The sequence below is a fragment of the Variovorax sp. LjRoot290 genome (genome assembly GCF_964253985.1).
GTDB lineage: Bacteria > Pseudomonadota > Gammaproteobacteria > Burkholderiales > Burkholderiaceae_C > Variovorax.
In genome coordinates, this window is record NZ_CAXURW020000001.1 from 3,891,375 (window position 1) to 3,913,403 (window position 22,029).

The 22,029-nt window shown below is 68.9% G+C and carries 24 protein-coding genes; 12 read left to right on the forward strand and 12 right to left on the reverse strand.

Annotated elements, in window-relative coordinates; translation table 11 throughout:
* Positions 1 to 5: 5 nt before the first annotated feature.
* Positions 6 to 1,004 carry a zinc-dependent alcohol dehydrogenase gene (locus ACSQ9A_RS19345; protein ID WP_436304788.1) on the reverse strand — a complete coding sequence of 333 codons (999 nt, stop codon included), beginning with the start codon at positions 1,002 to 1,004 and terminating at the stop codon, positions 6 to 8.
* A gap of 18 nt (positions 1,005 to 1,022) precedes the next feature.
* Here ACSQ9A_RS19345 and ACSQ9A_RS19350 point away from each other — a divergent pair, with 18 nt between their 5' ends.
* The 4 genes from ACSQ9A_RS19350 (at position 1,023) to ACSQ9A_RS19365 (ending at position 4,321) form a co-directional block, all read left to right on the forward strand.
* Positions 1,023 to 1,805 carry a CDP-alcohol phosphatidyltransferase family protein gene (locus ACSQ9A_RS19350; protein ID WP_436290988.1) on the forward strand — a complete coding sequence of 261 codons (783 nt, stop codon included), beginning with the start codon at positions 1,023 to 1,025 and terminating at the stop codon, positions 1,803 to 1,805.
* Positions 1,802 to 2,398, forward strand: coding sequence for a YceI family protein (locus tag ACSQ9A_RS19355; protein ID WP_436304789.1), 597 nt, complete (start codon positions 1,802 to 1,804; stop codon positions 2,396 to 2,398). Before ACSQ9A_RS19350 ends, ACSQ9A_RS19355 begins: the two co-directional genes overlap by 4 nt.
* A complete protein-coding gene (locus tag ACSQ9A_RS19360; RefSeq protein WP_436304790.1) occupies positions 2,395 to 4,029 on the forward strand; it encodes a sulfatase-like hydrolase/transferase in 1,635 nt (544 codons plus the stop codon). The genes ACSQ9A_RS19355 and ACSQ9A_RS19360 overlap by 4 nt, the downstream gene beginning before the upstream one ends.
* Before the next feature lie 73 nt (positions 4,030 to 4,102).
* On the forward strand, positions 4,103 to 4,321 hold the full coding sequence (locus tag ACSQ9A_RS19365; protein ID WP_093103053.1) for a hypothetical protein: 219 nt from the start codon (positions 4,103 to 4,105) through the stop codon (positions 4,319 to 4,321).
* Positions 4,322 to 4,338: 17 nt separating this feature from the next.
* On the opposite strand, the gene ACSQ9A_RS19370 is transcribed toward ACSQ9A_RS19365, so the two are convergent.
* The 7 genes from ACSQ9A_RS19370 to ACSQ9A_RS19400 are packed head-to-tail and all read right to left on the reverse strand — an operon-like array spanning position 4,339 to position 11,828.
* The gene (locus tag ACSQ9A_RS19370) at positions 4,339 to 5,355 is read right to left on the reverse strand and encodes an XdhC family protein (protein ID WP_436290985.1); all 1,017 of its coding nucleotides are present in this window, start codon (positions 5,353 to 5,355) and stop codon (positions 4,339 to 4,341) included.
* A 13-nt stretch (positions 5,356 to 5,368) separates the two neighbouring features.
* Positions 5,369 to 5,977, reverse strand: a complete 609-nt coding sequence (locus ACSQ9A_RS19375) for a CoxG family protein (protein WP_436290984.1) — start codon at positions 5,975 to 5,977, stop codon at positions 5,369 to 5,371.
* 13 nt (positions 5,978 to 5,990) lie between these two features.
* Positions 5,991 to 7,139, reverse strand: coding sequence for a vWA domain-containing protein (locus ACSQ9A_RS19380; protein ID WP_436306328.1), 1,149 nt, complete (start codon positions 7,137 to 7,139; stop codon positions 5,991 to 5,993).
* 47 nt (positions 7,140 to 7,186) lie between these two features.
* Positions 7,187 to 8,116 carry an AAA family ATPase gene (locus tag ACSQ9A_RS19385; protein WP_436304791.1) on the reverse strand — a complete coding sequence of 310 codons (930 nt, stop codon included), beginning with the start codon at positions 8,114 to 8,116 and terminating at the stop codon, positions 7,187 to 7,189.
* A gap of 9 nt (positions 8,117 to 8,125) precedes the next feature.
* Positions 8,126 to 8,917 carry an FAD binding domain-containing protein gene (locus ACSQ9A_RS19390; protein ID WP_093103044.1) on the reverse strand — a complete coding sequence of 264 codons (792 nt, stop codon included), beginning with the start codon at positions 8,915 to 8,917 and terminating at the stop codon, positions 8,126 to 8,128.
* Between the two features lie 23 nt (positions 8,918 to 8,940).
* Entirely contained in the window at positions 8,941 to 11,322 is a 2,382-nt protein-coding gene (locus ACSQ9A_RS19395) for a xanthine dehydrogenase family protein molybdopterin-binding subunit (protein ID WP_436304792.1), read from the reverse strand.
* 11 nt (positions 11,323 to 11,333) lie between these two features.
* Positions 11,334 to 11,828, reverse strand: a complete 495-nt coding sequence (locus tag ACSQ9A_RS19400; protein ID WP_093103041.1) for a (2Fe-2S)-binding protein — start codon at positions 11,826 to 11,828, stop codon at positions 11,334 to 11,336.
* A gap of 131 nt (positions 11,829 to 11,959) precedes the next feature.
* Between ACSQ9A_RS19400 and ACSQ9A_RS19405 the strand changes: the two genes are divergently transcribed.
* The 3 genes from ACSQ9A_RS19405 to ACSQ9A_RS19415 all read left to right on the forward strand — a co-directional run bounded on the left by ACSQ9A_RS19405 (position 11,960) and on the right by ACSQ9A_RS19415 (position 13,869).
* Positions 11,960 to 13,069 carry a helix-turn-helix domain-containing protein gene (locus ACSQ9A_RS19405; protein WP_436304793.1) on the forward strand — a complete coding sequence of 370 codons (1,110 nt, stop codon included), beginning with the start codon at positions 11,960 to 11,962 and terminating at the stop codon, positions 13,067 to 13,069.
* A gap of 27 nt (positions 13,070 to 13,096) precedes the next feature.
* The gene (locus ACSQ9A_RS19410) at positions 13,097 to 13,429 is read left to right on the forward strand and encodes a thioredoxin family protein (RefSeq protein ID WP_436304794.1); all 333 of its coding nucleotides are present in this window, start codon (positions 13,097 to 13,099) and stop codon (positions 13,427 to 13,429) included.
* Between the two features lie 149 nt (positions 13,430 to 13,578).
* Entirely contained in the window at positions 13,579 to 13,869 is a 291-nt protein-coding gene (locus ACSQ9A_RS19415; RefSeq protein WP_436304795.1) for a GYD domain-containing protein, read from the forward strand.
* Between the two features lie 22 nt (positions 13,870 to 13,891).
* Here ACSQ9A_RS19415 and aspA read toward each other — a convergent pair whose 3' ends face one another.
* Positions 13,892 to 15,316, reverse strand: coding sequence for an aspartate ammonia-lyase (gene aspA / locus ACSQ9A_RS19420; protein WP_093103035.1), 1,425 nt, complete (start codon positions 15,314 to 15,316; stop codon positions 13,892 to 13,894).
* Between the two features lie 162 nt (positions 15,317 to 15,478).
* Here aspA and ACSQ9A_RS19425 point away from each other — a divergent pair, with 162 nt between their 5' ends.
* Positions 15,479 to 15,931 (forward strand): carboxymuconolactone decarboxylase family protein, encoded by a 453-nt coding sequence (locus tag ACSQ9A_RS19425; RefSeq protein ID WP_093103034.1) that lies wholly within the window; start codon positions 15,479 to 15,481, stop codon positions 15,929 to 15,931.
* A gap of 34 nt (positions 15,932 to 15,965) precedes the next feature.
* Positions 15,966 to 17,189, forward strand: a complete 1,224-nt coding sequence (locus tag ACSQ9A_RS19430; protein ID WP_436304796.1) for a DUF418 domain-containing protein — start codon at positions 15,966 to 15,968, stop codon at positions 17,187 to 17,189.
* 9 nt (positions 17,190 to 17,198) lie between these two features.
* Here the strand turns inward: ACSQ9A_RS19430 and ACSQ9A_RS19435 are convergent, their stop codons facing one another.
* Entirely contained in the window at positions 17,199 to 19,034 is a 1,836-nt protein-coding gene (locus ACSQ9A_RS19435) for a tannase/feruloyl esterase family alpha/beta hydrolase (protein ID WP_436304797.1), read from the reverse strand.
* A gap of 330 nt (positions 19,035 to 19,364) precedes the next feature.
* On the reverse strand, positions 19,365 to 19,670 hold the full coding sequence (locus ACSQ9A_RS19440) for a hypothetical protein (RefSeq protein ID WP_436290978.1): 306 nt from the start codon (positions 19,668 to 19,670) through the stop codon (positions 19,365 to 19,367).
* On the opposite strand from ACSQ9A_RS19440, the gene ACSQ9A_RS19445 reads away from it, so the two are divergent.
* Together ACSQ9A_RS19445 and ACSQ9A_RS19450 are read left to right on the forward strand one after the other, a co-directional pair.
* Positions 19,654 to 20,391, forward strand: a complete 738-nt coding sequence (locus ACSQ9A_RS19445) for a hypothetical protein (RefSeq protein ID WP_436304798.1) — start codon at positions 19,654 to 19,656, stop codon at positions 20,389 to 20,391. The genes ACSQ9A_RS19440 and ACSQ9A_RS19445 overlap by 17 nt on opposite strands.
* Positions 20,392 to 20,520: 129 nt before the next feature.
* The gene (locus ACSQ9A_RS19450) at positions 20,521 to 20,871 is read left to right on the forward strand and encodes an alpha/beta hydrolase (protein WP_436304799.1); all 351 of its coding nucleotides are present in this window, start codon (positions 20,521 to 20,523) and stop codon (positions 20,869 to 20,871) included.
* 1 nt (position 20,872) lies between these two features.
* Here ACSQ9A_RS19450 and ACSQ9A_RS19455 read toward each other — a convergent pair whose 3' ends face one another.
* The gene (locus ACSQ9A_RS19455; protein WP_436304800.1) at positions 20,873 to 21,460 is read right to left on the reverse strand and encodes a TetR/AcrR family transcriptional regulator; all 588 of its coding nucleotides are present in this window, start codon (positions 21,458 to 21,460) and stop codon (positions 20,873 to 20,875) included.
* Between the two features lie 96 nt (positions 21,461 to 21,556).
* On the opposite strand from ACSQ9A_RS19455, the gene ACSQ9A_RS19460 reads away from it, so the two are divergent.
* Positions 21,557 to 22,024 (forward strand): DUF1348 family protein, encoded by a 468-nt coding sequence (locus ACSQ9A_RS19460; RefSeq protein WP_436304801.1) that lies wholly within the window; start codon positions 21,557 to 21,559, stop codon positions 22,022 to 22,024.
* Positions 22,025 to 22,029: the final 5 nt, after the last annotated feature.

Consider the following 22,029-nt stretch of genomic DNA (forward strand, 5'->3'; position numbering starts at 1 on the left):
AGGGGTCAGGGATAGTCGATGCGGTGGCACAAGGTGTTCGGCGCGCCCGCGGCGAGCCGGCCGAGCACCGCCGGCAGTTCGGCGAAAGGCGCACTGTCGGTGATGAGCGCATCGAGCACCGGATCGCGCAGCAGCGACAACGCCAGCGCCATCCGGCGCCGATGGCTCCAGCGCGCGCGCTGCGCGGTGGCCACCTGGCCGACCTGCGAACTCCTGAGCGTGAGGCGCCGCGAATGGAAGGCTTCGCCCAACGGCAGCGTCACCGCGCGCTGCCCGTACCAGCTCAGTTCCAGCACCGTGGCCTCGAAGGCGGCCAGCCGCAGCGCCGTGGCCAGGCCTGCTGGGCTGCCGCTGGCATGCAGCACCAGATCGGCCTCGAGACTCGCAGCCTCCGGACTCGCAAAGACGAGGCCCAGGCGTTCCGCCACCGCACGGCGCGCGGGATTCGTGTCGATCACCTCGACCGTGCAACCGGGGATGCGCCCGGCCAGCCAGGCCACCAGCAGGCCGACCACACCTGCGCCCACGACGGCGATGCGGTCGCCGACGCGCGGTGCCGCATCCCACAGCGCATTGACTGCGGTCTCCAGGTTGGCGGCCAGCACCGCGCGCGCGGGCGGCAGGCCCTCGGGCAGCAGGTGCACGGCATCGGCCGGCACCACGTAGCGGGTCTGGTGCGGATAGAGGCAGAACACCTCGCGGCCGAGAAGCGCCTCGCCCCCCCGCTCGACCGTGCCGACACTCGCATAGCCGTACTTCACCGGCGCTGGAAATTCGCCTTCCTGGAAGGGCGCGCGCATGCGTTCGAATTCGCTGGCAGGCACCTCGCCGCCGAACACCAGCAGCTCGGTGCCGCGGCTGATGCCGCTGTGCAGCGCACGAACCTGCACCTCCTCGGGACCGGGCGCATCGAATGCAGCGCGCCGGATGCCGGCCCGGCCCGGGGCTTCGATCCAGCAGGCCCAGGACTCGGCAGAAGCAACACGGGAGGGATATGCTGGCATGCAACGGATCTTATGACGATGCTCACCCATCCTCCTGCCGATGGCCCCGCACGCAGCGCGGGCCGGCTCGCGGCGCTCCGGCGCGATGCCTGGCGCGAGGCCGTGCCCTGCTTCCTGCTGCTCGCCGTGGCGGCTGGCGGGCTGACGGTGCTGGGCGAGCTCAGTCCCTGGTTCAAGCTCAAGGCAGCCGCCGTCTTTGCGGCAGCCTTCGCGTGGGTGCTGCATGGCCTTGCGGCGCATGCGCCGAATGCGCGCTTCGGTGCCGCCAACCGCGTGACGCTGGCGCGCCTGGCGCTCGCCGCATTGCTCGCGGCGGGCATCGGCGAGCCCCTGGCCGATGCCGAAGCGATGGCGTGGAGCGCCATCGTCGTGGGCACGACCGCCGCGCTGCTCGATGCCCTCGATGGCCCGCTCGCGCGCCGCAGCGGGCTGGCCAGCGAATTCGGCGCGCGCTTCGACATGGAGACCGATGCGTTGCTGACCTTCGCGCTCTGCCTGCTGGTCTTTCATTTCGACAAGGCCGGCTCATGGATCCTTGCCGCGGGCCTGATGCGCTACGCCTTCGTGCTGGCGATGAAGCCCTGGCCCTGGCTGGCGCGGCCGCTCGCGCCGAGCCAGCGGCGCAAGGCGGTGTGCGTGGCGCAGATCACCAGCCTGCTCGTCTGCCTCGGTCCGATCATCTCGCTGCCCTGGAGCCGGGCCATCGCGGCCGCGAGCCTGGCCGCGCTCACTGCGTCTTTCGCGATCGACATCGCGTGGTTGATCCGTCATCGCGCATCCCCACTGGAGCCTGCCTCATGAAAGCACTCGCGGCCCGCTTGCCGTACGCCCTGATCGTGTCATGCCTCATGGCGAACGCCCTGCCCGCGCGCGCCGAGGCCACACGCTACGAGCTCGACCCCGAACATCTCACCATCGCCTTCCTGGTCGATCACATCGGCTACGCCAAGGTGCTGGGCATGTTCCGCGCCGCGCGCGGCAGCTACAGCTTCGATGAGGCCACGGCCACGCTCGGCAACGTGCGCATCGAGGTCGACACCCAGAGCGTCTTCAGCAATTTCGCCAAGCGCGACCAGCACCTGAAGAGCGCCGACTTCCTCAACACGGCCGAGTTCCCGCGCATGGTGTTCACCGCGGCCGGAGCCAAGCGCACCGGCGAGCGCACCTTCGAGATCGCCGGCCAGCTCGAGCTGCTGGGCCGCTCCCAGCCGCTGACGCTCGCCGCGACCTGGAACAAGAGCGGGCCCTCGCCGATCGAGAAGAGCTACGTGATGGGCGTGTCGGCGCGCGGCAGCTTCAAGCGCAGCAGCTACGGCATGAACTACGCTGTCGGCAACGGCTGGGTCGGCGACGAGGTGCCGCTCATCATCGAGTTCGAGGCCAAGCGCAAATGAGGCCCGCCGCATGGGGCGGGTGGCTGCCGCGCTTCGCCCTGCCCCTGCTGCTGCTCAATGCGCTGCTGACGATGGAGAACCACGGGCCGGGGCTGTGGCCGCGCCTGGCGCTGCGCGTGTCCTTCGAACTCGTCATGGTTCTGGTGATGCTCACGGCCTGGATCGCCTGGCGCGGGCAGCCGGGCGCACGCATGCTGCGCTTGCTGGCGAGCGTCACCGCCTTCTGGATCCTCGCTCGCTACCTCGACGTGACGGTGTCGGCCGTATTCGGCCGGCAGATCAACCTCTACTGGGACAGCAGGCACGCGCTGGACGTGCTGCGCATGGGCGAGCTCGCAGCTTGGCAGATCGGCTTGGCAGCGCTCGCCGCGCTGGCCATCCCTGTGCTGCTGTACGGCCTGGCATGGCGATGCTGGCTTGCGATTGCGCGCGAGCTGGCTTGGCCCACGCCGCGGCCCGCGATCGGCCTCATCGGCCTTCTGCTCTTCGCGAACTTTGCCGCGCATGGCATCGGGGGGCGCGACACGCGCTGGTTCTTCTCGATGCCGGTCGCGCCCATTCTTGCGCAGCAGGCCGCAATCCTGGCCGGCCAGCTGCTGCCCGGCCACGCGGCTTCGCAGCTCTCGCCCAGCCCGGCCTTCGAGCACAGCTCGCTCGCAGGCCTCCGCGGCGCCGACGTGCTGCTGATCTTTGCCGAGTCCTACGGCGTCACCGCGCTGGACGACCCGCAGCAGGCCGCCGCGCTCGCGCCGGCGCGCGCGCAGCTGATGCAGGCGCTCGCGGCCCGCGGCCGGCAGGCGGTCTCGGCGCGCGTGCGCTCCCCCACTTTCGGCGGCGCCTCCTGGCTGGCCCATGCGGCGCTGCTCAGCGGCGTCGACATGCAGGACCCCGGCGCCTACGAACTGCTGCTGACCACTGATCGTTCGACGCTGGTGCGCCATTTCAAGGCCCATGGCTGGCGTACCGTGAACTGGATGCCGGGCCTGCAGAAGCCCTGGCCCGAAGGCAGCTTCTACGGCTTCGACCGCTATGCCGACGCCGACCGCATCGGCTATCGCGGGCCGCCCTTCGGCTACTGGCGCGTTCCCGACCAGGCCTCGATGGCACTGCTGCACGCGCAGGAACTGGCCGAGCCGCGCGAGGAACGCGCGCCGCGCTTCATCGTCTTTCCGACCCTGACGAGCCATGCGCCCTTCCGCCCGATCGCGCCCTACGTGCCGGACTGGCAGCGGCTGCTGCGCGCCGACGCCTACACGGCGGCGGAAGTCGCACAGGCCGTCGCGCAACCGGGTTCGTGGCTGCAGCCCGTGCCCGCGTACCTCGAATCGCTGGCCTACACCTTCCACTGGCTGGGCGACTACCTCTCGGGTCGCGCACCGCGGCAGCTGCTCACCATCGTGATCGGCGACCATCAGCCGATGGCGGGCGTGAGCAGCGCGGGCGCTTCGTGGGACGTACCGGTCCACATCATCAGCACGGACACGCAACTGCTCAAACGCTTCGAGGCCCTCGGCTTCACGCCGGGTCTGCTGCCGATGCGGCCCTCAACCGCAGGTATGCATGACCTGACGCCGGTGCTGATCGCCGCATTCGACGCGACTGCCGACGCACCGTTGGGCAGCGCAGAATGAAAGCTGGCGCGCCCACAGCTTCCGAGCAATAGTTCATACCCTGTTCGGCCAGGGCTCTGCTAGCCTCTCTCCCATGCGCGCCATTCTTCTTCTCGCCAGCATCGTGATCCTCGGCCTCGCCTGGTGGCTGGGATCCTTCGTCGGATTGCTGATCGCGATCGGCGCGTGCTTCGCACTGGCGGCTGCGAGTTTCATCTTCTCCAGGGCCCGCAAGGAAGCCCGCGAATCCAAGGAGATGCAGCGCGCCTTCGGCCGCAGCACCACCTTCCTCGCCGGCCTGCGCAGGCACTGACGGCGGCTCACCCGCTGCTACTTGCCGGCGCCCGCGGCCTCCTTGGCATGCGCGACCTCGGTCTCGCGCGGCAGCCTGACGCCGTTCTTCACCGCCAGGATTTCGGCCATCACGCTCACCGCGATCTCGGGCGGCGTCTTGCTGCCGATGTAGATGCCGATCGGGCCGCGCAGGCGCGAAAGCGATGCCTCGGTCTGCTCGAAGTGCTCGATCATGCGTTCGCGCCGCGCCTGGGCATTGCGGCGCGAGCCGATCGCGCCGACGTAGAAGGCTTCGCTTTGCAGGGCCTCGAGCAGGGCCAGGTCGTCGAGCTTCGGGTCGTGCGTGAGCGCGACAACGCAGCTGCGGCGGTCGGGCTTGAAGGCGCTCACCGCGTCGTCGGGCATCTCGGTGCTGAGCGTCACGCCCGGCACGGCCCAGGCGGTGCGGTACTCGGTGCGCGGATCGCACAGCGTCACCGCGAAACCGCTGAACTTCGCCATCGTCGACAGGTACTCGGCCAGCTGGCCGGCGCCGATCAGAAGCATGCGGTATTCGGGCCCGAAGGTGTTGACCAGCTCGGTGTCGCTGATCGAGAGCTCGGCCGGCGCGCTCGCCTCGGCCACGCTGACGGTGCCATCGGCCAGCGACACGGTGCGCTGCATCAGCCGCCCTTTTTCGAGCGCGGCCACCAGCGTCTCGAGCGAGGCGGCGTCCGGGTCGTATTCGAGCAGCAGCTCCAGCGTGCCGCCGCAGGGCAGGCCGAAGCGGTGCGCCTCATCCGCCGTGATGCCGTACTTGACCAGCGCCGGCGCGCCCGAAGGCATCTCGCCCGGCGCGCCGTGGGCACGGCTGTAGCGCGCGATCAGGTCGTCTTCGATGCAGCCGCCCGAGACCGAGCCGATCACGGCGCCGTCTTCCGCCAGCGCCATGATCGAGCCGATCGGCCGCGGCGAAGATCCCCAGGTGCGCACCACCGTCGTGAGCAGCGCGCGGCGGCCCGCGAGCCGCCAGTCGCGCAGCGTGCGCAGAACCATGACGTCGAGGTTCTCCATGATGTTCGTCTTCCTAGTCGGCCGGCTCTTCCGTATCGCTCGCCGATTTGTCGGACTTCCTGCCGATGCCGATCTTGCGCATGAAGCCCGCCATCGCGCCGGTCTTCTCGGACGGCTCGGCGGCAGCGGGCGCCTCGGCGCTCTCGGCCACCGCGGCCGGCGGCGGGCCGTAGCGGCTTTGCATCTCGACCTCGAAGCGCTTGAAGAAATCGTCGGCGGTCGACTTGGCGGCGCCGTCGATCAAGCGCTGCCCCAACTGCGCGATCTTGCCGCCCACCTGCGCCTGCACCGTGTAGTCGAGCTCGCAGCCGGGGCTCGCATCGGCGACCGGCTTGAGCGTCACGCTCGACGAACCCTTGGCGAATCCGGCAACGCCGCCCTGCCCTTCGAAGGACAGCTTGTAGCTGTCCGGCGGCGAGATGTCGGCCAGCGCGACCTTGCCATTGAACTTGGCCGACACCGGGCCGATCTTGACGGCCAGCGCCACCGCGTACTGGTTGTCGCCTACGGCCTCGAACTTGTCGCAGCCGGGGATGCATTTCTTCAGCGTCTCGGGATCGTTGAGCGCCTCCCAGGCTTGCTGCTGCGTGATGCCGAGCCGGCGGTTGCCGAGCATTTCCATCGTGAGGTTCCTTCTAGCGGCCGGACCGCATCAGGGCCGCGAGACTCGCGGCCAGTTGTTCGAGTGCCAGGAGATTGTGGACCGCGAGCATCGCGTCTGCATGGCGGTGCAGAACGGCCGCCCCGCGCGCGAGCGGCGCATAGCCCTCGTAGCGCAGCAGCGGGTTGAGCCACAGCACCCGCCGCGAATGGCGCTTGAGCCACAGCAGTTCGCGCTCCAGGGTTTCGGGTTCGCCGGTGTCCAGGCCGTCGCTGATCACCAGCACCAGCGTGCGGCGGCCGGTCAGGCGACGCGCATGGCGCTCGCGCAGTTCGCCGAGCGAGGCGCCGAAACGCGTGCCGCCGGCGAAATCGGCGATGGCCTCGCTGGCTGCGGCCAGCATCAGATCGGTGTCGGCCAGCCGGAAGGCCGGCGTCAGGTCGGTCAACTGGGTGCCGAAGGCGAACACGTCGCGCCGGCCGGCGCGCCGCGTCGACGCATGCAGAAAGGCCAGCAGCAGGCGCGCATAACGCTCCATCGATCCGGAGACGTCGACCAGCACCAGCAAGGGCAGCGGCTGCTTCTGCCGCGAGAGCCGCGGCAGAAGCAGCATCTCGCCGCCGGTGCGCCCGGCCTCGTGCCAGACGCCGGGCCAGTGCATGCGCGAATGCGCTCCCGCATCGCCGGTCACGCGCAGGCGGCGCGAGGGCAGCGCCGGCACCGGCAGCGCGATGTCGCGGGCCAGTCGCTCCACCAGGCGGTACTCGGCGGCGCCCAGCGCGTTGAAGTCGGCGTGGTGCACCCGCTGGCGATCGCTTGCCGTCATCGCGGCATCGAAGTCGACCTCGCGCTCGGTCTGCGCGGGCTTCACCGCATCGCGCGGCGCCGCAAGTGCCTCGCGCACGCGTGGCCGGCGCTTCGAGGGCTCGGCCTTGCCTTCGGCGCTCGGCAGCATCTGCGCGAGCAGCTTGTTGGCAAGCTCGGGATCGCGGAACCAGGCATCGAAGAGTTCTCGGAACACCAGGCGATCCTGTTCGCGGCTGATCATCACGGCTTCCATCGCGGCCGCCAGGTCGAGCCGGCTGTCGACCCCGACCAGCGCAGCGGCTTCGGCAGCGAGCGCGATGCGTGCCGAATCGGTCCGCACGCCGGCGCGGCGCAGCGCCCGGCCGAAGCCCATCATGTTGCCGGCCAGCTTGCCGCGCCGCGCGTCGCCGAGTTGCGGAACGCTCACGACGCCGACTCCTCCTCGGGCTTCAGCAGATCGGAGGCCAGCTCGTGCGTCAGCGCCGCCACATCGTCGCGCTGCTTGAAGAGAATGCCCGCGGTATCGACCACGATCTCGGGGTCGAGCTCGACGGTGTCGAGCGCGATCAGCGCCCTTGCCCATTCGACGCTTTCCGCAATGCCCGGTGCGCGCTGGAAGGCGCTTGCAAAGGGCGCGCTACGCAAGCGCCCGACGAAGGCTGCGACCTGCTCGGAAAGAACGGCGCCCGCCTTCGGCACCTGCGCACGCACGATGGCCAGCTCGCGATCGCGCTCCGGGTAGTCCAGCCAGTGGTAGAGGCAGCGCCGCTTGACGGCATCGTTGAGTTCGCGCGTGCGATTGCTGGTCAGGATGGTGACCGGCGGCACCAGCGCCTGCACCGTGCCCAGCTCGGGAATGCTGACCTGGTATTCGCCCAGGTACTCGAGCAAGAACGCCTCGAAGGGCTCGTCGGCGCGATCGACCTCGTCGATCAGCAGCACGGCACCGGGCGCCGGCGCCTGCAGGGCCTGCAAGAGCGGCCGGCGGATCAGGTAGCGCGGCTGGTAGACCTCCGATTCGACGTCGCTCGAAGCCCCGTGCGCCTCGGCCGCGCGCATGTGCAGCAGCTGCGCCGCATAGTTCCATTCGTAGAGCGCCTCGCGCTGCTCCAGGCCGTCGTAGCACTGCAAGCGCAGCAACTCGCGCGCGAGCGCGGTCGCCAGCGCCTTGGCCAGCTCGGTCTTGCCGACGCCGGGTTCGCCCTCCAGCAGCAGCGGACGCTGGAGCTTGAGCGCGAGAAACACCGCCGTCGCGAGCCGCCGGTCGGCGTAGTAGGCGGCGCCTTCCAGCGCCCGCACGACCGCGTCGATGGTGTTGAACGGGGAGGTCGCGGCAGGCGTGGTGTCGGTCATCTCCGAAGCTTAGCCCAGCGCCTTTTTCACCGCGCGCTGTGTGAGTACGTTGATCAGGTTGGCGCGGTAGGCCGCCGAGGCATGCAGGTCGCTGTTGAGATCGCTGGCGTCGATCTTCACGCCGGCCGCGGCCTCGGGGGTGAAGCTCTTCGCGAGCGCATCTTCCAGCCCCTTGTGCCGGAACACGCCATTGCCGGCACCGGTAACCGCGACGCGCACGCCGCTGTCGCCTTGCGTGACGAACACGCCGACCAGCGGGAAGTTCGAGGCCTTCTGGCGCAGCTTCTCGTAGGCAGCCCGCTTCGGGATCGGGAAGCGGATCGCGGTGATCAGCTCGCCCTCCTCCAGCGCGGTGGTGAAGAGGCCGAGGAAGAAATCGTCGGCCGCGATCTCGCGCTTGTCGGTGACGATGGTCGCGCCCGAGGCCAGCACCGCGCTCGGGTAGCAGGCCGCCGGATCGTTGTTGGCCACCGAGCCGCCGATGGTGCCCATGGCACGCACCTGCCGGTCGCCGATGTGGTCGGCCAGCCAGGCCAGCGCGGGGAAGCCCGCCTTGATCTCGGCGTTGGCGCCGACGTCGAGGTGGCGCGTCATCGCGCCGATCACGAAGGCATTGCCGTCCTTCTTGATGCCGGCGAGCTCCTTGATGCCGCCGAGGTCGACCAGCTGCTCGGGCGCCGACAGGCGCAGCTTCATCGAAGCCAGCAGCGTCTGGCCGCCGGCGAGGACCTTGCCGCCGGCGGCAGCCAGCTTGGCCGCATCGGCGACGGTGGCGGGACGTTCGAGGGTGAAGGCGTACATGGCGATTTCCTTCTCGTTTGGTTCTACTTGGCCACGGCCTGCATCGCTTCCCACACGCGGTGGGGCGAGGCCGGCATGTCGAGGTCCTTGACGCCCAGCGGCGCCAGCGCGTCCAGCACGGCATTGATCAGGGCCGGCGGCGAGCCGATGGCGCCCGCCTCGCCGCACCCCTTGGTGCCCAGCGGGTTGTGCGTGCAGGGCGTGCAGGTGGTGGCCACCTTGAAGGTCGGGAAGTCGTCGGCGCGCGGCATCGCGTAGTCCATGAAGCTGCCGGTGAGCAACTGGCCGCTCTCCTTGTCGTAGACGCAGTTCTCCATCAGCGCCTGGCCGAGGCCCTGCACGATCCCACCGTGCACCTGGCCTTCGACGATCATCGGATTGATGATGGTGCCGAAGTCGTCGACCGCGGTGAAGCGGTCGATCTTCACTTCGCCGGTGCCCTTGTCGATCTCGACCTCGCAGATGTAGGTGCCGCCCGGGAAGGTGAAGTTGGTCGGGTCGTAGAACGCGGTTTCGTTGAGCCCGGGCTCCAGCTTGTCGAGCGGGTAGTTGTGCGGCACGTAGGCGGTGAGCGCGACCTGCCCGAAGGGGATCTTCTTGTCGGTGCCCTTGACGGTGAACTCGCCGTTGGCGAACTCGACGTCGGCGTCGCTCGCCTCCATCAGGTGGGCCGCGATCTTCTTGGCCTTGGTCTCGATCTTGTCGAGCGCCTTCATGATCGCCGCGCCGCCGACCGAGATCGAGCGCGAGCCGTAGGTGCCCATGCCGAAGGGCACGCGGCCGGTGTCGCCGTGCACCACGTCGACGGACTCGACCGGAATGCCCAGGCGCGCGGCCACCACCTGCGCGAAGGTGGTCTCGTGGCCTTGCCCGTGGCTGTGCGAGCCGGTGAACACGGTCACGCTGCCGGTCGGATGCACGCGGATCTCGCCGCACTCGAACAGGCCGGCGCGCGCGCCGAGCGCACCCGCGATGTTCGAGGGCGCGATGCCGCAGGCCTCGATGTAGCTCGAGTAGCCAATGCCGCGCAGCTTGCCCTCGGCTTCGGTCGCTGCCTTGCGCTCGGCGAAGCTGGCCACCTCGGCCAGTTCCTTGGCCTTGTCCATCGAGGCGTGGAAGTCGCCCGTGTCGTACTGCAGCGCCACCGGCGTCTGGTACGGGAAGGTGGTGATGAAGTTGCGCTTGCGAATCTCGTCCTGGCCCAGGTTCATTTCCCAGGCGCAGCGCGAGACCAGGCGCTCCAGCAGGTAGGTGGCCTCGGGCCGCCCCGCGCCGCGGTAGGCATCGACCGGCGCGGTGTTGGTGAACCAGGCATCGACCTCGACGTAGATCTGCGGCGTCGTGTACTGGCCCGCGAGCAGCGTGGCGTACAAGATGGTCGGCACCGCGGTCGAGAAGGTCGACAGATAGGCGCCCAGGTTGGCGTCGGTGTGCACGCGCAGCGCGAGGAACTTGCCATCCTTGTCCATCGCCATCTCGGCATGGCTCACATGGTCGCGGCCGTGCGCGTCGGACAGGAAGCACTCGGAACGATCGCCGGTCCACTTGATGCTGCGATTGAGCTGCTTGGCGGCCCAGGTCAGCGCCACGTCCTCGGCATAGAGGAAGATCTTGGAGCCGAAGCCGCCGCCCACGTCGGGTGCGATCACGCGCACCTTGTGCTCGGGCAGGCCGAGCACGAAGGCCGTCATCAACAGGCGTTCGACGTGCGGATTCTGATTGGCGACGTAGAGCGTGTATTCCTCGGTCGCGCGGCTGTAGCTGCCGATCGCGACGCGCGGCTCCATCGGGTTCGGCACCAGCCGGTTGTTGACCAGGTCGAGCTTCGTGACATGCGCCGCCTTGGCGAAGGCCGCGTCGACCGCCGCCTTGTCGCCCAGCGCCCACTTGTAGCATTGGTTGTCCGGCGCGGCCTCGTGGAGCGTGACGCCGCCTGCCTTCTTCGCGGCATCGGCCACGCTCACCAGCGCGGGCAGTTCCTCGTAGTCGACCACGATCGCTTCGGCCGCATTCTTCGCCTGCTCCACCGTCTCGGCCACCACCATCGCGACGTGGTCGCCGACATAGCGCACCTTTCCGATCGCGAGGATCGGATGCGGCGGCTCCTTCATCGGCGTGCCGTCGGGGTTGTTGATGAGCCAGCCGCAGGGCAGCCCGCCCATCTTGCCTTCGATGTCCTTGCCGCTGAAGATGCCGACCACGCCGGGCATCTTCTCGGCGGCGGCGGTGTCGATCGACTTGATGTTGGCGTGCGCATGCGGCGAACGCAGGAAGATGGCGTGGCTCTGGTTGGCCATCGTCACGTCGTCGGTGTACTGGCCGGCGCCGGTCAGGAAGCGGTAGTCTTCCTTGCGCTTGAGTGCCTCGCCGATGTGCGGCAGGCTGGCGAAATCGGGTGCGCCCATGATGGTGCTCCTTATGCCGTGGCAGCGGCTTTGGCCGGTGCGGCGGCCATGGCCTCGCCGCCCATCTGCACGGCCTTGACGATGTTCTGGTAGCCCGTGCAGCGGCACATGTTGCCGTCGAGCAGTTCGCGGATTTCGGTTTCGCTCGCCTTGGGATGGTGCGTGCACAGGTCGATCGCGCTCATCACCATGCCCGGCGTGCAGAAGCCGCATTGCAGGCCGTGGCACTCCTTGAAGGCCGCCTGCATCGGATGCATGGTGCCGTCGGGCTGGGCGATGCCTTCGATGGTCGTGATCTTCGCGCCGGTCACCTGCGCCACCAGCACGTTGCACGACTTGACCGCGCGGCCGTTGACCTGGACGGTGCAGGCACCGCACTGCGCGGTGTCGCAGCCCACATGCGTTCCGGTCAGGTGGAGATGCTCGCGCAGCGCCTGCACGAGAAAGGTGTTGGGGGGCGCGTCGACCGTGACCGCGCGGCCGTTGACCGTGAATGGAACCTGCATGTGGCTGTCTCCGTTGTGGGTGAGATGGCTAGGATCGGCAACTGGAATCTTGGACGCCGGACAGGGGCACCATCCTAGGCAAAACCCTAGGCGCTTGCAGCGCGCGCTTGAAATTCTCAAAATGAAACACGATGACCGCCCCCCACGCCACGCCGCCGACCGAGCGCTCCCTCTCCATCGCGCAGGCGCGGCGCGAATGGCTCGACGGCGATGACGCGGGTCCGCAGGGCGCGCGCATCGAGCCCTGGCTCGCGCGCTCCTGGCAGCGCTGCCTCGCCGCCGGCCACCAGCCGCAGCAGCGCGTCTGCTTCGATCCAGTCTCGGCGCCGGCGGCCCGCCATGCCGCGGAGCGCAACCGGGCCCTGGTCTCGGCCGCGCGGCCGGTGCTCGACAAGCTGTCGCGCGCCATCGCCGACACGCGCTATTTCGCGATCCTGACCGATGCCGATGGCATCGTGGTCGATGTGGGCGCCCTGCCCGGCGGCAGCGATGCCACAGCCAGGCACGCGCGTGACATCGCGCGCATCGGCGTCGACCTGTCGGAGCGCGCGGTGGGCACCACGGCCATCGGTGCCGCGCTGGCCGAACACGAATCGGTATGGCTGCACCGCGGCGAACATTTCTTCGACGACACCAGCGTCTACAGCTGTGCCGGTGCGCCGCTCTTCGGCCCGCGGGGCGAATGCGTCGGCATGCTGGACCTGACCGGCGTGCAAGTGGTCGAACGCCCCGAGCTGAGGCACCTGGCCGCGCTCTCGGCGCGCAGCATCGAGGACGCGCTGATGCAGAACCATCCTTGCGAGTTGCTGCTGCGCATCGATTGGCCTGGCTATGCCGCAGGGCCGGGCACCGAGGGCTTGCTGTGCATCGACGCCGACGGCCGCGTGACCGGCGCCAATACCGCGGCACGCCAGATGCTCCACCAACCGCTCGGCACCGATCCGACGCTGCACTGCAACGATCTGTTCGCGCTGCCGCCGCAGATGCTCTTCGATGCGGCACGCCGCGGTGACGCGCTGGACGTGCCGCTGTGGTCCGGCCTCCGCGTGCAGGCCCGGCCGCAGCTCGCCGACCGCGCGCCGCGTGGCGCAAGCCAGGAGCGCCCGCGGCTGCGCGACGTCGAGACGGCACTGATCCGCCGCGCGGTGGACGACGCGCGCGGCAACGTGGCCGAGGCGGCGCGCGCGCTCGGGATCAGCCGCGCCACGGTGTACCGCAAGCTGGCGCGCCGCCGGCAATAAATTGCGGGCCGACGCAAAATCCGGGCGATGAACGATTCCTACGCCCCGGTCGAGCCCTCCCGCAGCGAAGTCGACAGTCTCTCCGGCCCCACGCTCATCGAATTCGGCGCACCGTGGTGCGGCATCTGCAAGATGGCGCAGCCGCTGCTCGCCAAGGCGCTGGCCGAGGTGCCGCCGCTGCGCCACCTCAAGATCGAGGACGCCAGCGGCCGGCCGCTGGGCCGCTCCTTCGGCATCAAGCTGTGGCCGACGCTGATCTTCATGCGCGACGGCAAGGAACTGGCGCGCCTGGTGCGGCCCGACAGCGCGGATGCGATCCGGCGCGAGCTCGGGGAGCTCCTCCATTCCGCTCGGCGATGAACGGTTGCTGAATGGACTTCGGCGGGCACGCCGCCTATATTGAGTTTCAGCGATCCGTCTCCGGGGATCGCGGCTCGATGTCATCCCCTCCAGGGCTTTGTGCCGCGGCCGCGGCGGCCAGGCCTCCACCTGCAACGAGGGAAAGCGCCATGGCCACCTACATCTCGCTCATCAACTTCACGGACCAGGGCATCCGCAATGTCAAGGAGTCGCCGAACCGCGCCGAGGCGTTCACGGCCCTGGCAAGCAAGCTGGGCCTGAACGTCAAGAGCATCCACTGGACCTCCGGCAGCTACGACCTGGTGGTCACGACCGAAGGCAGCGACGAAGCGGCGATGGCCACGCTGCTCAGCGTCGGCTCGCTCGGTAATGTGCGTTCGCAAACGCTGCGCGCCTACTCGGCCTCGGAAATCAAGAAGATCATCGGCCTGATGCCGTGAGGCGCGCGCGCAGAAAGCCGCTTCAGCCGGCCTTCTGCGCCTTCTCGTAGGCGCGCGGCTGCGTCAGCACCTCGTGGCGCAGCGCGTCTTCGAGCTCGGCCTCGGTCATCAGCTTGCGGCGCAGCACCACCTCGCGCACGTTGGTTCCGTTGGCGAAGGCCTCGGCCGCGACCTCGGTCGCTTCCTTGTAGCCGATGATCGGATTCAGCGCGGTCACCAGCGAGATCGAGCGCTCGATGCTCTCGCGCAGCCGGTCCGGGTTGGCGGTGATGCCCTTCACGCAGAGGTCGGCCAGCGTCATGCAGCCGTTGGTCAGGTGCTTGAAGCTGCGGAACAGCGCGCTCGCGATGATCGGCTCGAAAGCGTTCAGCTGCAGCTGCCCGGCCTCGGCCGCGAAGGTCACGGTCAGGTCGTTGCCGAACACCTCGAAGGCGACCTGGTTGACGACCTCCGGAATCACCGGGTTGACCTTGCCCGGCATGATCGACGAGCCGGCCTGCATCGGCGGCAGGTTGATTTCGCCGAAGCCCGAGCGCGGGCCGCTGGAGAGCAGCCGCAGGTCGTTGCAGGTCTTCGACAGCTTGACCGCGATGCGCTTCAACACGCCCGACAGCTGCACGAAGGCGCCGCAGTCCTGGGTCGCCTCGATCAGATTGGGTGCGGTGGAGAGGTCGAGGCCGGTGATGCCGCGCAGCGCGGCCAGCGCCTTGCCCGCGTACTCGGGATGCGCGGTGATGCCGGTGCCGATGGCCGTGGCACCGAGGTTGACTTCGCGGATCAAGGCCGAGGCCTCGGTCAGGCGCGCGATGTCTTCCTCGACCATCACCGCATAGGTCGAGAACTCCTGGCCGAGCGTCATCGGCACCGCGTCCTGCAGCTGGGTGCGGCCGATCTTCAGCAGGTGCGCGAACTCCTTGGCCTTGGCGTCGAAGGCTTCGCGCAGATGCTCCATGGCCGCGAGCAGCTCTTCGATCGCGAAGCAGGTGGCGATGCGGATCGCGGTCGGGTAGACGTCGTTGGTGCTCTGCGCCATGTTGACGTGCTCGTTGGGATGCAGGTACTGGTACTCGCCCCTGCGGTGGCCCATGATCTCGAGCGCGCGGTTGCAGACCACCTCGTTGGCGTTCATGTTGGTCGAGGTGCCGGCGCCGCCCTGGATCACGTCGACCACGAACTGCTCGTGCAGCGCGCCGCCGCGGATTTCCTTGCAGGCCGCGACGATCGCGTCGCGCAGCTCGGCGGGCAGGAGGCCCAGCTCGGTGTTGGCTTCGGCGGCCGCCTGCTTGACCGAGGCGAGCGCGACCACCAGCTCCGGGTAGGCCGAGATGGTCGTGCCCGAGATCTGGAAGTTCTCCTTGGCGCGCAGCGTATGGACGCCGTAGTAGACCTCGTCGGGCACCTCGCGATCACCCAGCAGGTCGTGTTCGATGCGCATCTTCTGGCTCATGGCTTGTTCCTCGGTGAATGGAATTGAAGGCGATGGTCGGCGGATCGGGCCGCGCCCGCAACAGCGTACTCCCACCGCTGTCACAAACGCAGGCCTTCCTGCGTCTTGAATGCATGGAAGGCCGCATGGGGCGGCCGTCCTGATGCAACCAAGGACCTTTTCATGGCTCACACCGCCCGTCTTCCCTACCATCAACTCGCGCCCAAGGCTTTCCAGGGGCTGCTCGACGCCTCTGCCGCCGTCCACAAGGGCGCGCTCGGCAGCCGTCTCGTCGACCTCGTGCTGCTGCGGCTCTCGCAGATCAACGGCTGCGGCTACTGCATCGACATGCACTGGCGCGACCTGATCCGGCAGGAGATCGATCCGCGCCATCTCAATGCCCTGGCCGGCTGGCGCGAGGCGCCCTTCTTCAGCGAACGCGAGCGCGCCGCACTGCGCTGGGCGGAGCTCGTCAACGCCACGCCGCACAGCGACGCGAGCGACGAGGAGTTCGCGCGGCTGAAGGCGCACTTCACCGACGTCGAGATCGTCGAACTCGGCTTCACCATCGCGGTCATCAATGCCTGGAACCTGCTCAACGTGAGCTTCCGCAATCCGGTGCCTGAGAAGGTGTAGTCACTTTCGTCAAGCGCGGGCTCTAGGATGCGTCATGGTCGACGCATCTTCATACGGGGCCCGCGCGCTCCAGCCACCGAGGTTGTTGCACCTGGATGCGCTGCGCGGCTTCGCGCTCCTGGGCATCCTGATGGTCAACATCGCGACCTTCGCTTCGGCCTACTTCGGCATGGCCGTGCCCGACCCGGCCTTCGCCCGGCCGATCGACCGCGCCGTGCGGTGGCTCGTGGCCTGCCTGTTCGAGACCAAGTTCTACCTGCTCTTCTCCTTCCTGTTCGGCTACAGCTTCACCTTGCAGATGAACGCGGCCGAGCGCAGCGGCAAGGCCTTCGTGCCGAGGATGCTGCGGCGCCTGTTCGGGCTCTGGCTCATCGGCGCCGCGCATGCCGTCTGGCTGTTCCACGGCGACATCCTCTGCACCTATGCCGTGCTGGGCCTGATCCTGCTCCGGTTGCGGCATCGGACCGACGCCCAGGCGACGGTGCTCGCCTGCGTGCTCACGCTGCTGCCCGCCGCCATCCTGGCCTCGCTGGGCGGACTCCAGCTCCTCGCCGGCGAGACGGCCGACATCGCCAGCACCATGGCCCGCGCGAGCGCCGCGCAGCAGGCCTGGCTGGGCACGCCGGCCACCGTGGTCGCGCAGCGCCTGCGGGACTTGGGCCAAACCTGGTGGATCGTGGTGCTGATCCAGGGGCCATGCGCGCTGGCCATGTTCATGCTCGGCCTGGTGGCCGGCAAGCGCCACCTGTTCGCGCAACACGACCGGTACCGCGGCCTCTGGCGACGCCTGGCCGTCTGGGGCCTGGCGGTGGGCCTGCCCGGCGCGCTGTTCTATGCAACGGCCACGGTCTACGGGGTCGGCTCGGGCTGGGAGATCGCGGGCTTGGGCGCGAGCCTCCTGACCGCGCCCTTCCTGAGCGCCGCCTATGTCGGGATGGCGATGATGCTGTTCGAGGGCGCGGGCGGCATGCGCATCGCCGGGCTGCTGGCGCCCGCGGGGCGCATGGCGCTGACCAACTACCTCATGCAGTCGCTCCTGTGCGCGCTGATCTTCACGGCCTACGGGCTGGGCTGGATGGGCCGCGTCTCGCCGGCGGCCTGCGTGCTGATCGCGTCGATCATCTTCGCGGGCCAGCTGGCGGCCAGCCGCCTGTGGCTGCGCCGCTTCGGCTACGGCCCGGTGGAATGGGCGCTGCGCGCTTTCACGGTCGGCGCCTGGCCGGCGATGCGCAGGACGTCGGAGCTACCGCGGCGCTAGGGCCTCTGTTCAGGAGCAGACGTACGAAGCCGCCGATCGCGGATCGCCGCCGGTCAGCGTCGCCTTGGTCGGATGCATGCAGATCGGCCGCGAACTGGCCGGCGTGCCACCGCTGGCGGGGGCCGAGATGTCGATGCGCTCCGGCGAGTTGCCGCCCTCCACCCAGGCCGTGAGCGCCGTGTAGAGCAGGTTGATCGTCGGCAGCGGCGGATTCGCGGCCGCGTTGGTGGTGCCGTTGCTGAAACCGTGGGCCATGCCCGGCACCAGGAAGAGCCGGTAGAAGTTGCGGACCACTGCATCGCCGCCCATCCGATCCGACAACCGCGTGTAGTAGTTGATGGTGCCCTGCGGCGGGATCAGCGTGTCCGCCAGGCCGTGGTAGACCAGCATCTTTCCGCCGCGCAAGGCGAAACGGCCGAGGTCCGGGTCGTCGGTATTGATGTTGGCGAACGCGAATTGCAGGGCGACGCCCTGGTCGAAGGCGTTCGAGAGATTCGCGTAAGACAGCGTCTTCCACCGGTCCACGCCGTTGCCGGTCGCGTTGATGAAGTTGGGCTGGGCCCAGGTCGGGTCCTGCAGCTCGAGCGCAACCATGTCGCTCGCGATGGTGAAGGGTGTGGGTCCCGCGAGCCCGATCGGGTTGGTGCCGCGCGTGAGCCCGTACCAGCGCTGGTTGGCCGAGGCGGAGGGCGAGGTCGCGAAGCCGTTGTCCGCCGAGGGCGAAGGCACGGAGCCGTTGCTGGTCTGGCCGTACCAGATCTTGTTCATCGCCAGCGCCTGGGCGGCCGTGACGCAGCTGCCGGCGGGGCCCGTCCCGCCGCTGCTCGCGCACAGCACGCTGGCGTCCAGCAGCGGGTCGTAGCGGCATTGCGTGAGGTCGGGGATGTAGCCGAGATGCTGCCCGTTCACCACGTCGCAGGCGTTGATGGCGGCATTGCCCATCAGCGTGAGCTGGGCCTGCGTGAGCGGCACGCCGCCCAGGTCGCGCTGGTAGACGATCTGCGGGTACAGCTCGGCCGTGATGAACTTGGTCCAGTTGATGGCCGGCGCGCCGGCGAGGATGCCGTCGAAGTCGGCCGGATTTGCCTGCGCCTCCATGTGGCCCTGGCGGCCGCCGGTGGAGAAGCCGTTCCAGTAGGCGAACCTGGCCGGCGTGCCGTAGAAAGCGGCGGCCAGCGCCTTGGTCTTGACCGCCATCTCGTGGATGCCGCGCTGGGCGAAATCGCTCCACAGCGCCGTGTTGATGGTGCCGTCCGGCTTCATCGCGAAGGAGCCGCCGTTGGCCGTGTTGGCATGGCCGGTGTCGGTGCTGGCCGAGACCGCGCCTTCGACCATCGCGGTTTCCGCCGGCGCGCCGGCGCTGCCGCCCGTGACGCCCGCGAGCGCCGTCAAGGAGGTGTGGACGCCGCCGGCCCAGCCGCCGCCGCCCTTCACGTGCACCCGCTTGTTCCACTTCGCCTCGTTGGGCAGCCAGACTTCGATGCCGATGCCGAGCGAGGTCGATGGGGCATCCGCCGGGCCGGAGTTGCCCGGTCCGACCAGCAGTTTCACCACGCAGACGTCGGTGGTCGCCGTGGGTGTGGTGGGCGTCGGCGTGCCGGACAAGAGCAGCGGGTCGCCTGTCTTGAAGGCCTTGACCAGCAGCACGCTGGTGTTGGCATCCGGCTTGAAGGCGCTCTTGATCGAGTCGTCGCAGCTCAGTTTCGTCTGGCCCGGGGGGAAGACCACGCCGCCGCCATGACCGCCGCCTCCACCGCCGCATCCTGCGAGCCCTGCAGCAGCCGCGATGCACGCTGCGCGAATCAGCGCCTTCGTCCGCAAATCGAATCGGCTGTTTGCTTGCATGATGTCTCCCGCTTCTATCCCGGCAGCCGCGACAGCGCGTCTGAAGCGTCATGCGCTGCAAACAAGTCTTCGAGCGTAGGACGAATCCACCGGCCAGCGAGAAGCGGCGGCCTACAGCCGAAGGAGAACGCGGACGCGGCAAAGGCAGTGAACTGGTTTTTCGCGGCGCTCTACGCGTTGCTTTCTCTGTTCAGTTGAGGCCGCAACCGGCTGTTGGATCCATAAGCTGTGCAAATAACGCGGCGAAGACGCGCGCGTTCCGAAGCGCTGCGTGGGAAACGGCTGACAGACAGACGGCTGCCGGTGTGGACAGTGCGGAGGTACTGTTTGCTATTCAGGGAGTTTGCTCATGTCGGTGGTGTGTAGGACTTGCGGAAGCCGGAACCGCGACAAGGCGATGTTCTGCAGCGGCTGCGCGGGCCGCTTGCCCGGCTTCATGCCGACCGGCCCTTCGGCCCTCGATGCCGTCAAGACCAGCCGCGCCGCGCCGATCTCGCCATTCGACGCGCCGATGTCCCCCTTGGACGCGCCGTTTTCGCGGCCCCGCGCCGCTTCGCTGGCGCTGCTGCCGGCCGAGACGGCAGCCTTCTGGCTTCGCCTGTTACTGTCGGCATTGGCCATGAGCGTGGTTTTCATCGGCTGGTATCTGTATGTCACGCGCGATGTCGCGGAACCGTCGTGGTGGCCGAAACTGAACGCGGCGGTGGCGGCACCTGAAGCCAAGGCGCCGCCATCGGAAAAAGCTGCAGTGGTGGTGCCAGCGCCAGCATCGACACCAGCACCGCCGCAGGCCGCGGCGCCTGCGCCCGTTGCGCCCGTTGCACCCGTTGCGCCAGCTGTGCCCGTCGCGGCTGCACCCGCTGCACCTGCCGCTGCACCACCCGCTGCACCTGCACCCGCTGCACCTGCAACGCCCGTCGCTGCGGCGCCGTCCCAGTCCAACGAAGAAAAATCCTCGGCGGCACCAGCCGCCCCCTCTCGCTCCGCCGCGCTCTCGGAGCGCACTCGCGCGAATCCGCCGATGGCCCCGCGGCAGGCGCGCGCTCCGGCATGGAACCGTGACGACCTGGGGCCGCCGATCGCGCCCGGTCCCGGACCGCTGGTGGGCTCGGTATCCGCACCGGCGTTGCTGCGCGACCCGGGTCCACCGGTCGTGCCGGGTCCCGGCCCGCTGGTCAGCTCTTCTCGCGCGACCACACCGACCTTCGACGACCCGGGACCACCGGTCGTCCCCGGTCCAGGCCCACTCGTCAGCTCGTCCCGCGCGCCCGCATGGGCCGCCGACGACGCGGGGCCGCCGATCGCCATCGGCCCCGGACCGCTGGCCAATCCGGTCCGCGCGCCTCGCGCCAGGTAGCGTCGCTCGAGGGACCGCGCGTCCCATTGTTTCCAAGTCGCAAACGCCGCGGTTCTTTTCGCGGCGTTTTTTCGAGGGCCTTCGCACCCACACTTCATCTCACCAACCAACCGATTTGAAGGAACCGAAATGAATGCCTCGAAGATCATCGCCGCTGCTGCCTTCTCGCTCGTGGCCGCCGCCGGCGCGCAAGCGGAAACCTATGACGGCGTGCACACCCTGACCTCGGCGGCCAGCCGCTCGGAAGTGGCCGCCGAAGGCGTCGCCGCCGCACGCGCCGGCAATCAGTACGCCGATGGCGCCAGCGCCGGTGCGCAGACCTTCACGTCCACCGCCGACCGCGCCACTATTCGCGCGGAGGCGGTCGCCAAGGCGCACGACCCGTTCGAGAGCCTGGATCGCCGTGCCTTCTATCGCGACGAGGTGCCGGCCGCCTACAAGAAGCCGAAGGTGTCGTTCACGCGCCAGGCCGGCCTGTAAATCAGGCTTCGCCGCTGCTTCGCAGCAGCTTCACGAGCCGGTCCAGCGTCTTCAGCGCTGCGTCCGGCGTTTCGTCGAACTGCGCGTGAACGATGGCGCCGTCGACCGCCAGCGCGATGAGCTGCGCGTCCTTCGCGCGCTGGCGCGACGGCGGCAGCAGCTTCTCGATCTCCGCCGTCATGTCGCGCTTGTGGCTGCGCGCGATCTCCACCACCTCCGGCAAGGCGCCGCCGAGCTCGCTCACGCTGTTGAGGAAGGCGCAGCCGCGATAGCCGGCATCCGCAAACCAGTCGCGCAGCGCGGGCACCAGCGCATCGATGCCCTTGCCGCGCTTCGCGCCGTGGCGCTCCAGCGCATCGACGAACCACGTCATCCAGCGCTCGTGGCGGTAGGCCAGGAAGGTGCGGATCAGCTCGTTCTTGCTCGGGAAGTGGCGGTAGAAGGTGACCTTGGTCACGCCCGACTCGGCGATCACGCGGTCGATGCCGGTGGCGCGGATGCCTTCGCGGTAGAACAGGTCGTGCGCGGTCAGCAGGATGCGCTCGTTGGCAGGGCGGTCCTTGAGCTCGGGAGCGACGGGGCTTGGCATGACGCCATTGTAGACAGGTCTGTCTACGTGCATTAGACTGGCGACGTAGACAGCTCTGTCTACCTTCTTCCAATCACCCCTCGGGAACCCGCCGCCATGGAAAGACGCCCGCCCCTGCCCCCCTTCACATTCGAAACCGCAACCCAGAAGGTTCGCCTGGCCGAAGACGGCTGGAACTCGCGCGACCCGGCCCGCGTCGCGCTGGCCTACAGCGAAGACACGCGCTGGCGCAACCGCGCCGAGTTCCCGGTCGGCCGGGCGGCCGCGCAGGCGCTGCTCGAGCGCAAGTGGGCGCGCGAACTCGACTACCGGCTGATCAAGGAGCTGTGGGCCTTCGGCGGCCCGCGCATCGGCGTGCGCTTCGGCTACGAGTGGCACGACGACGCCGGCAACTGGTTTCGCAGCTACGGCAACGAGAACTGGGAATTCAACGAGCACGGCCTGATGACGCATCGCCACGCGAGCATCAACGACCTGCCGATCAAGGAAAGCGAACGCAAGTTCTTCTGGCCGCTGGGCCGCCGGCCGGACGATCACCCGGGTTTGAGCGACCTCGGACTCTAGGGCCT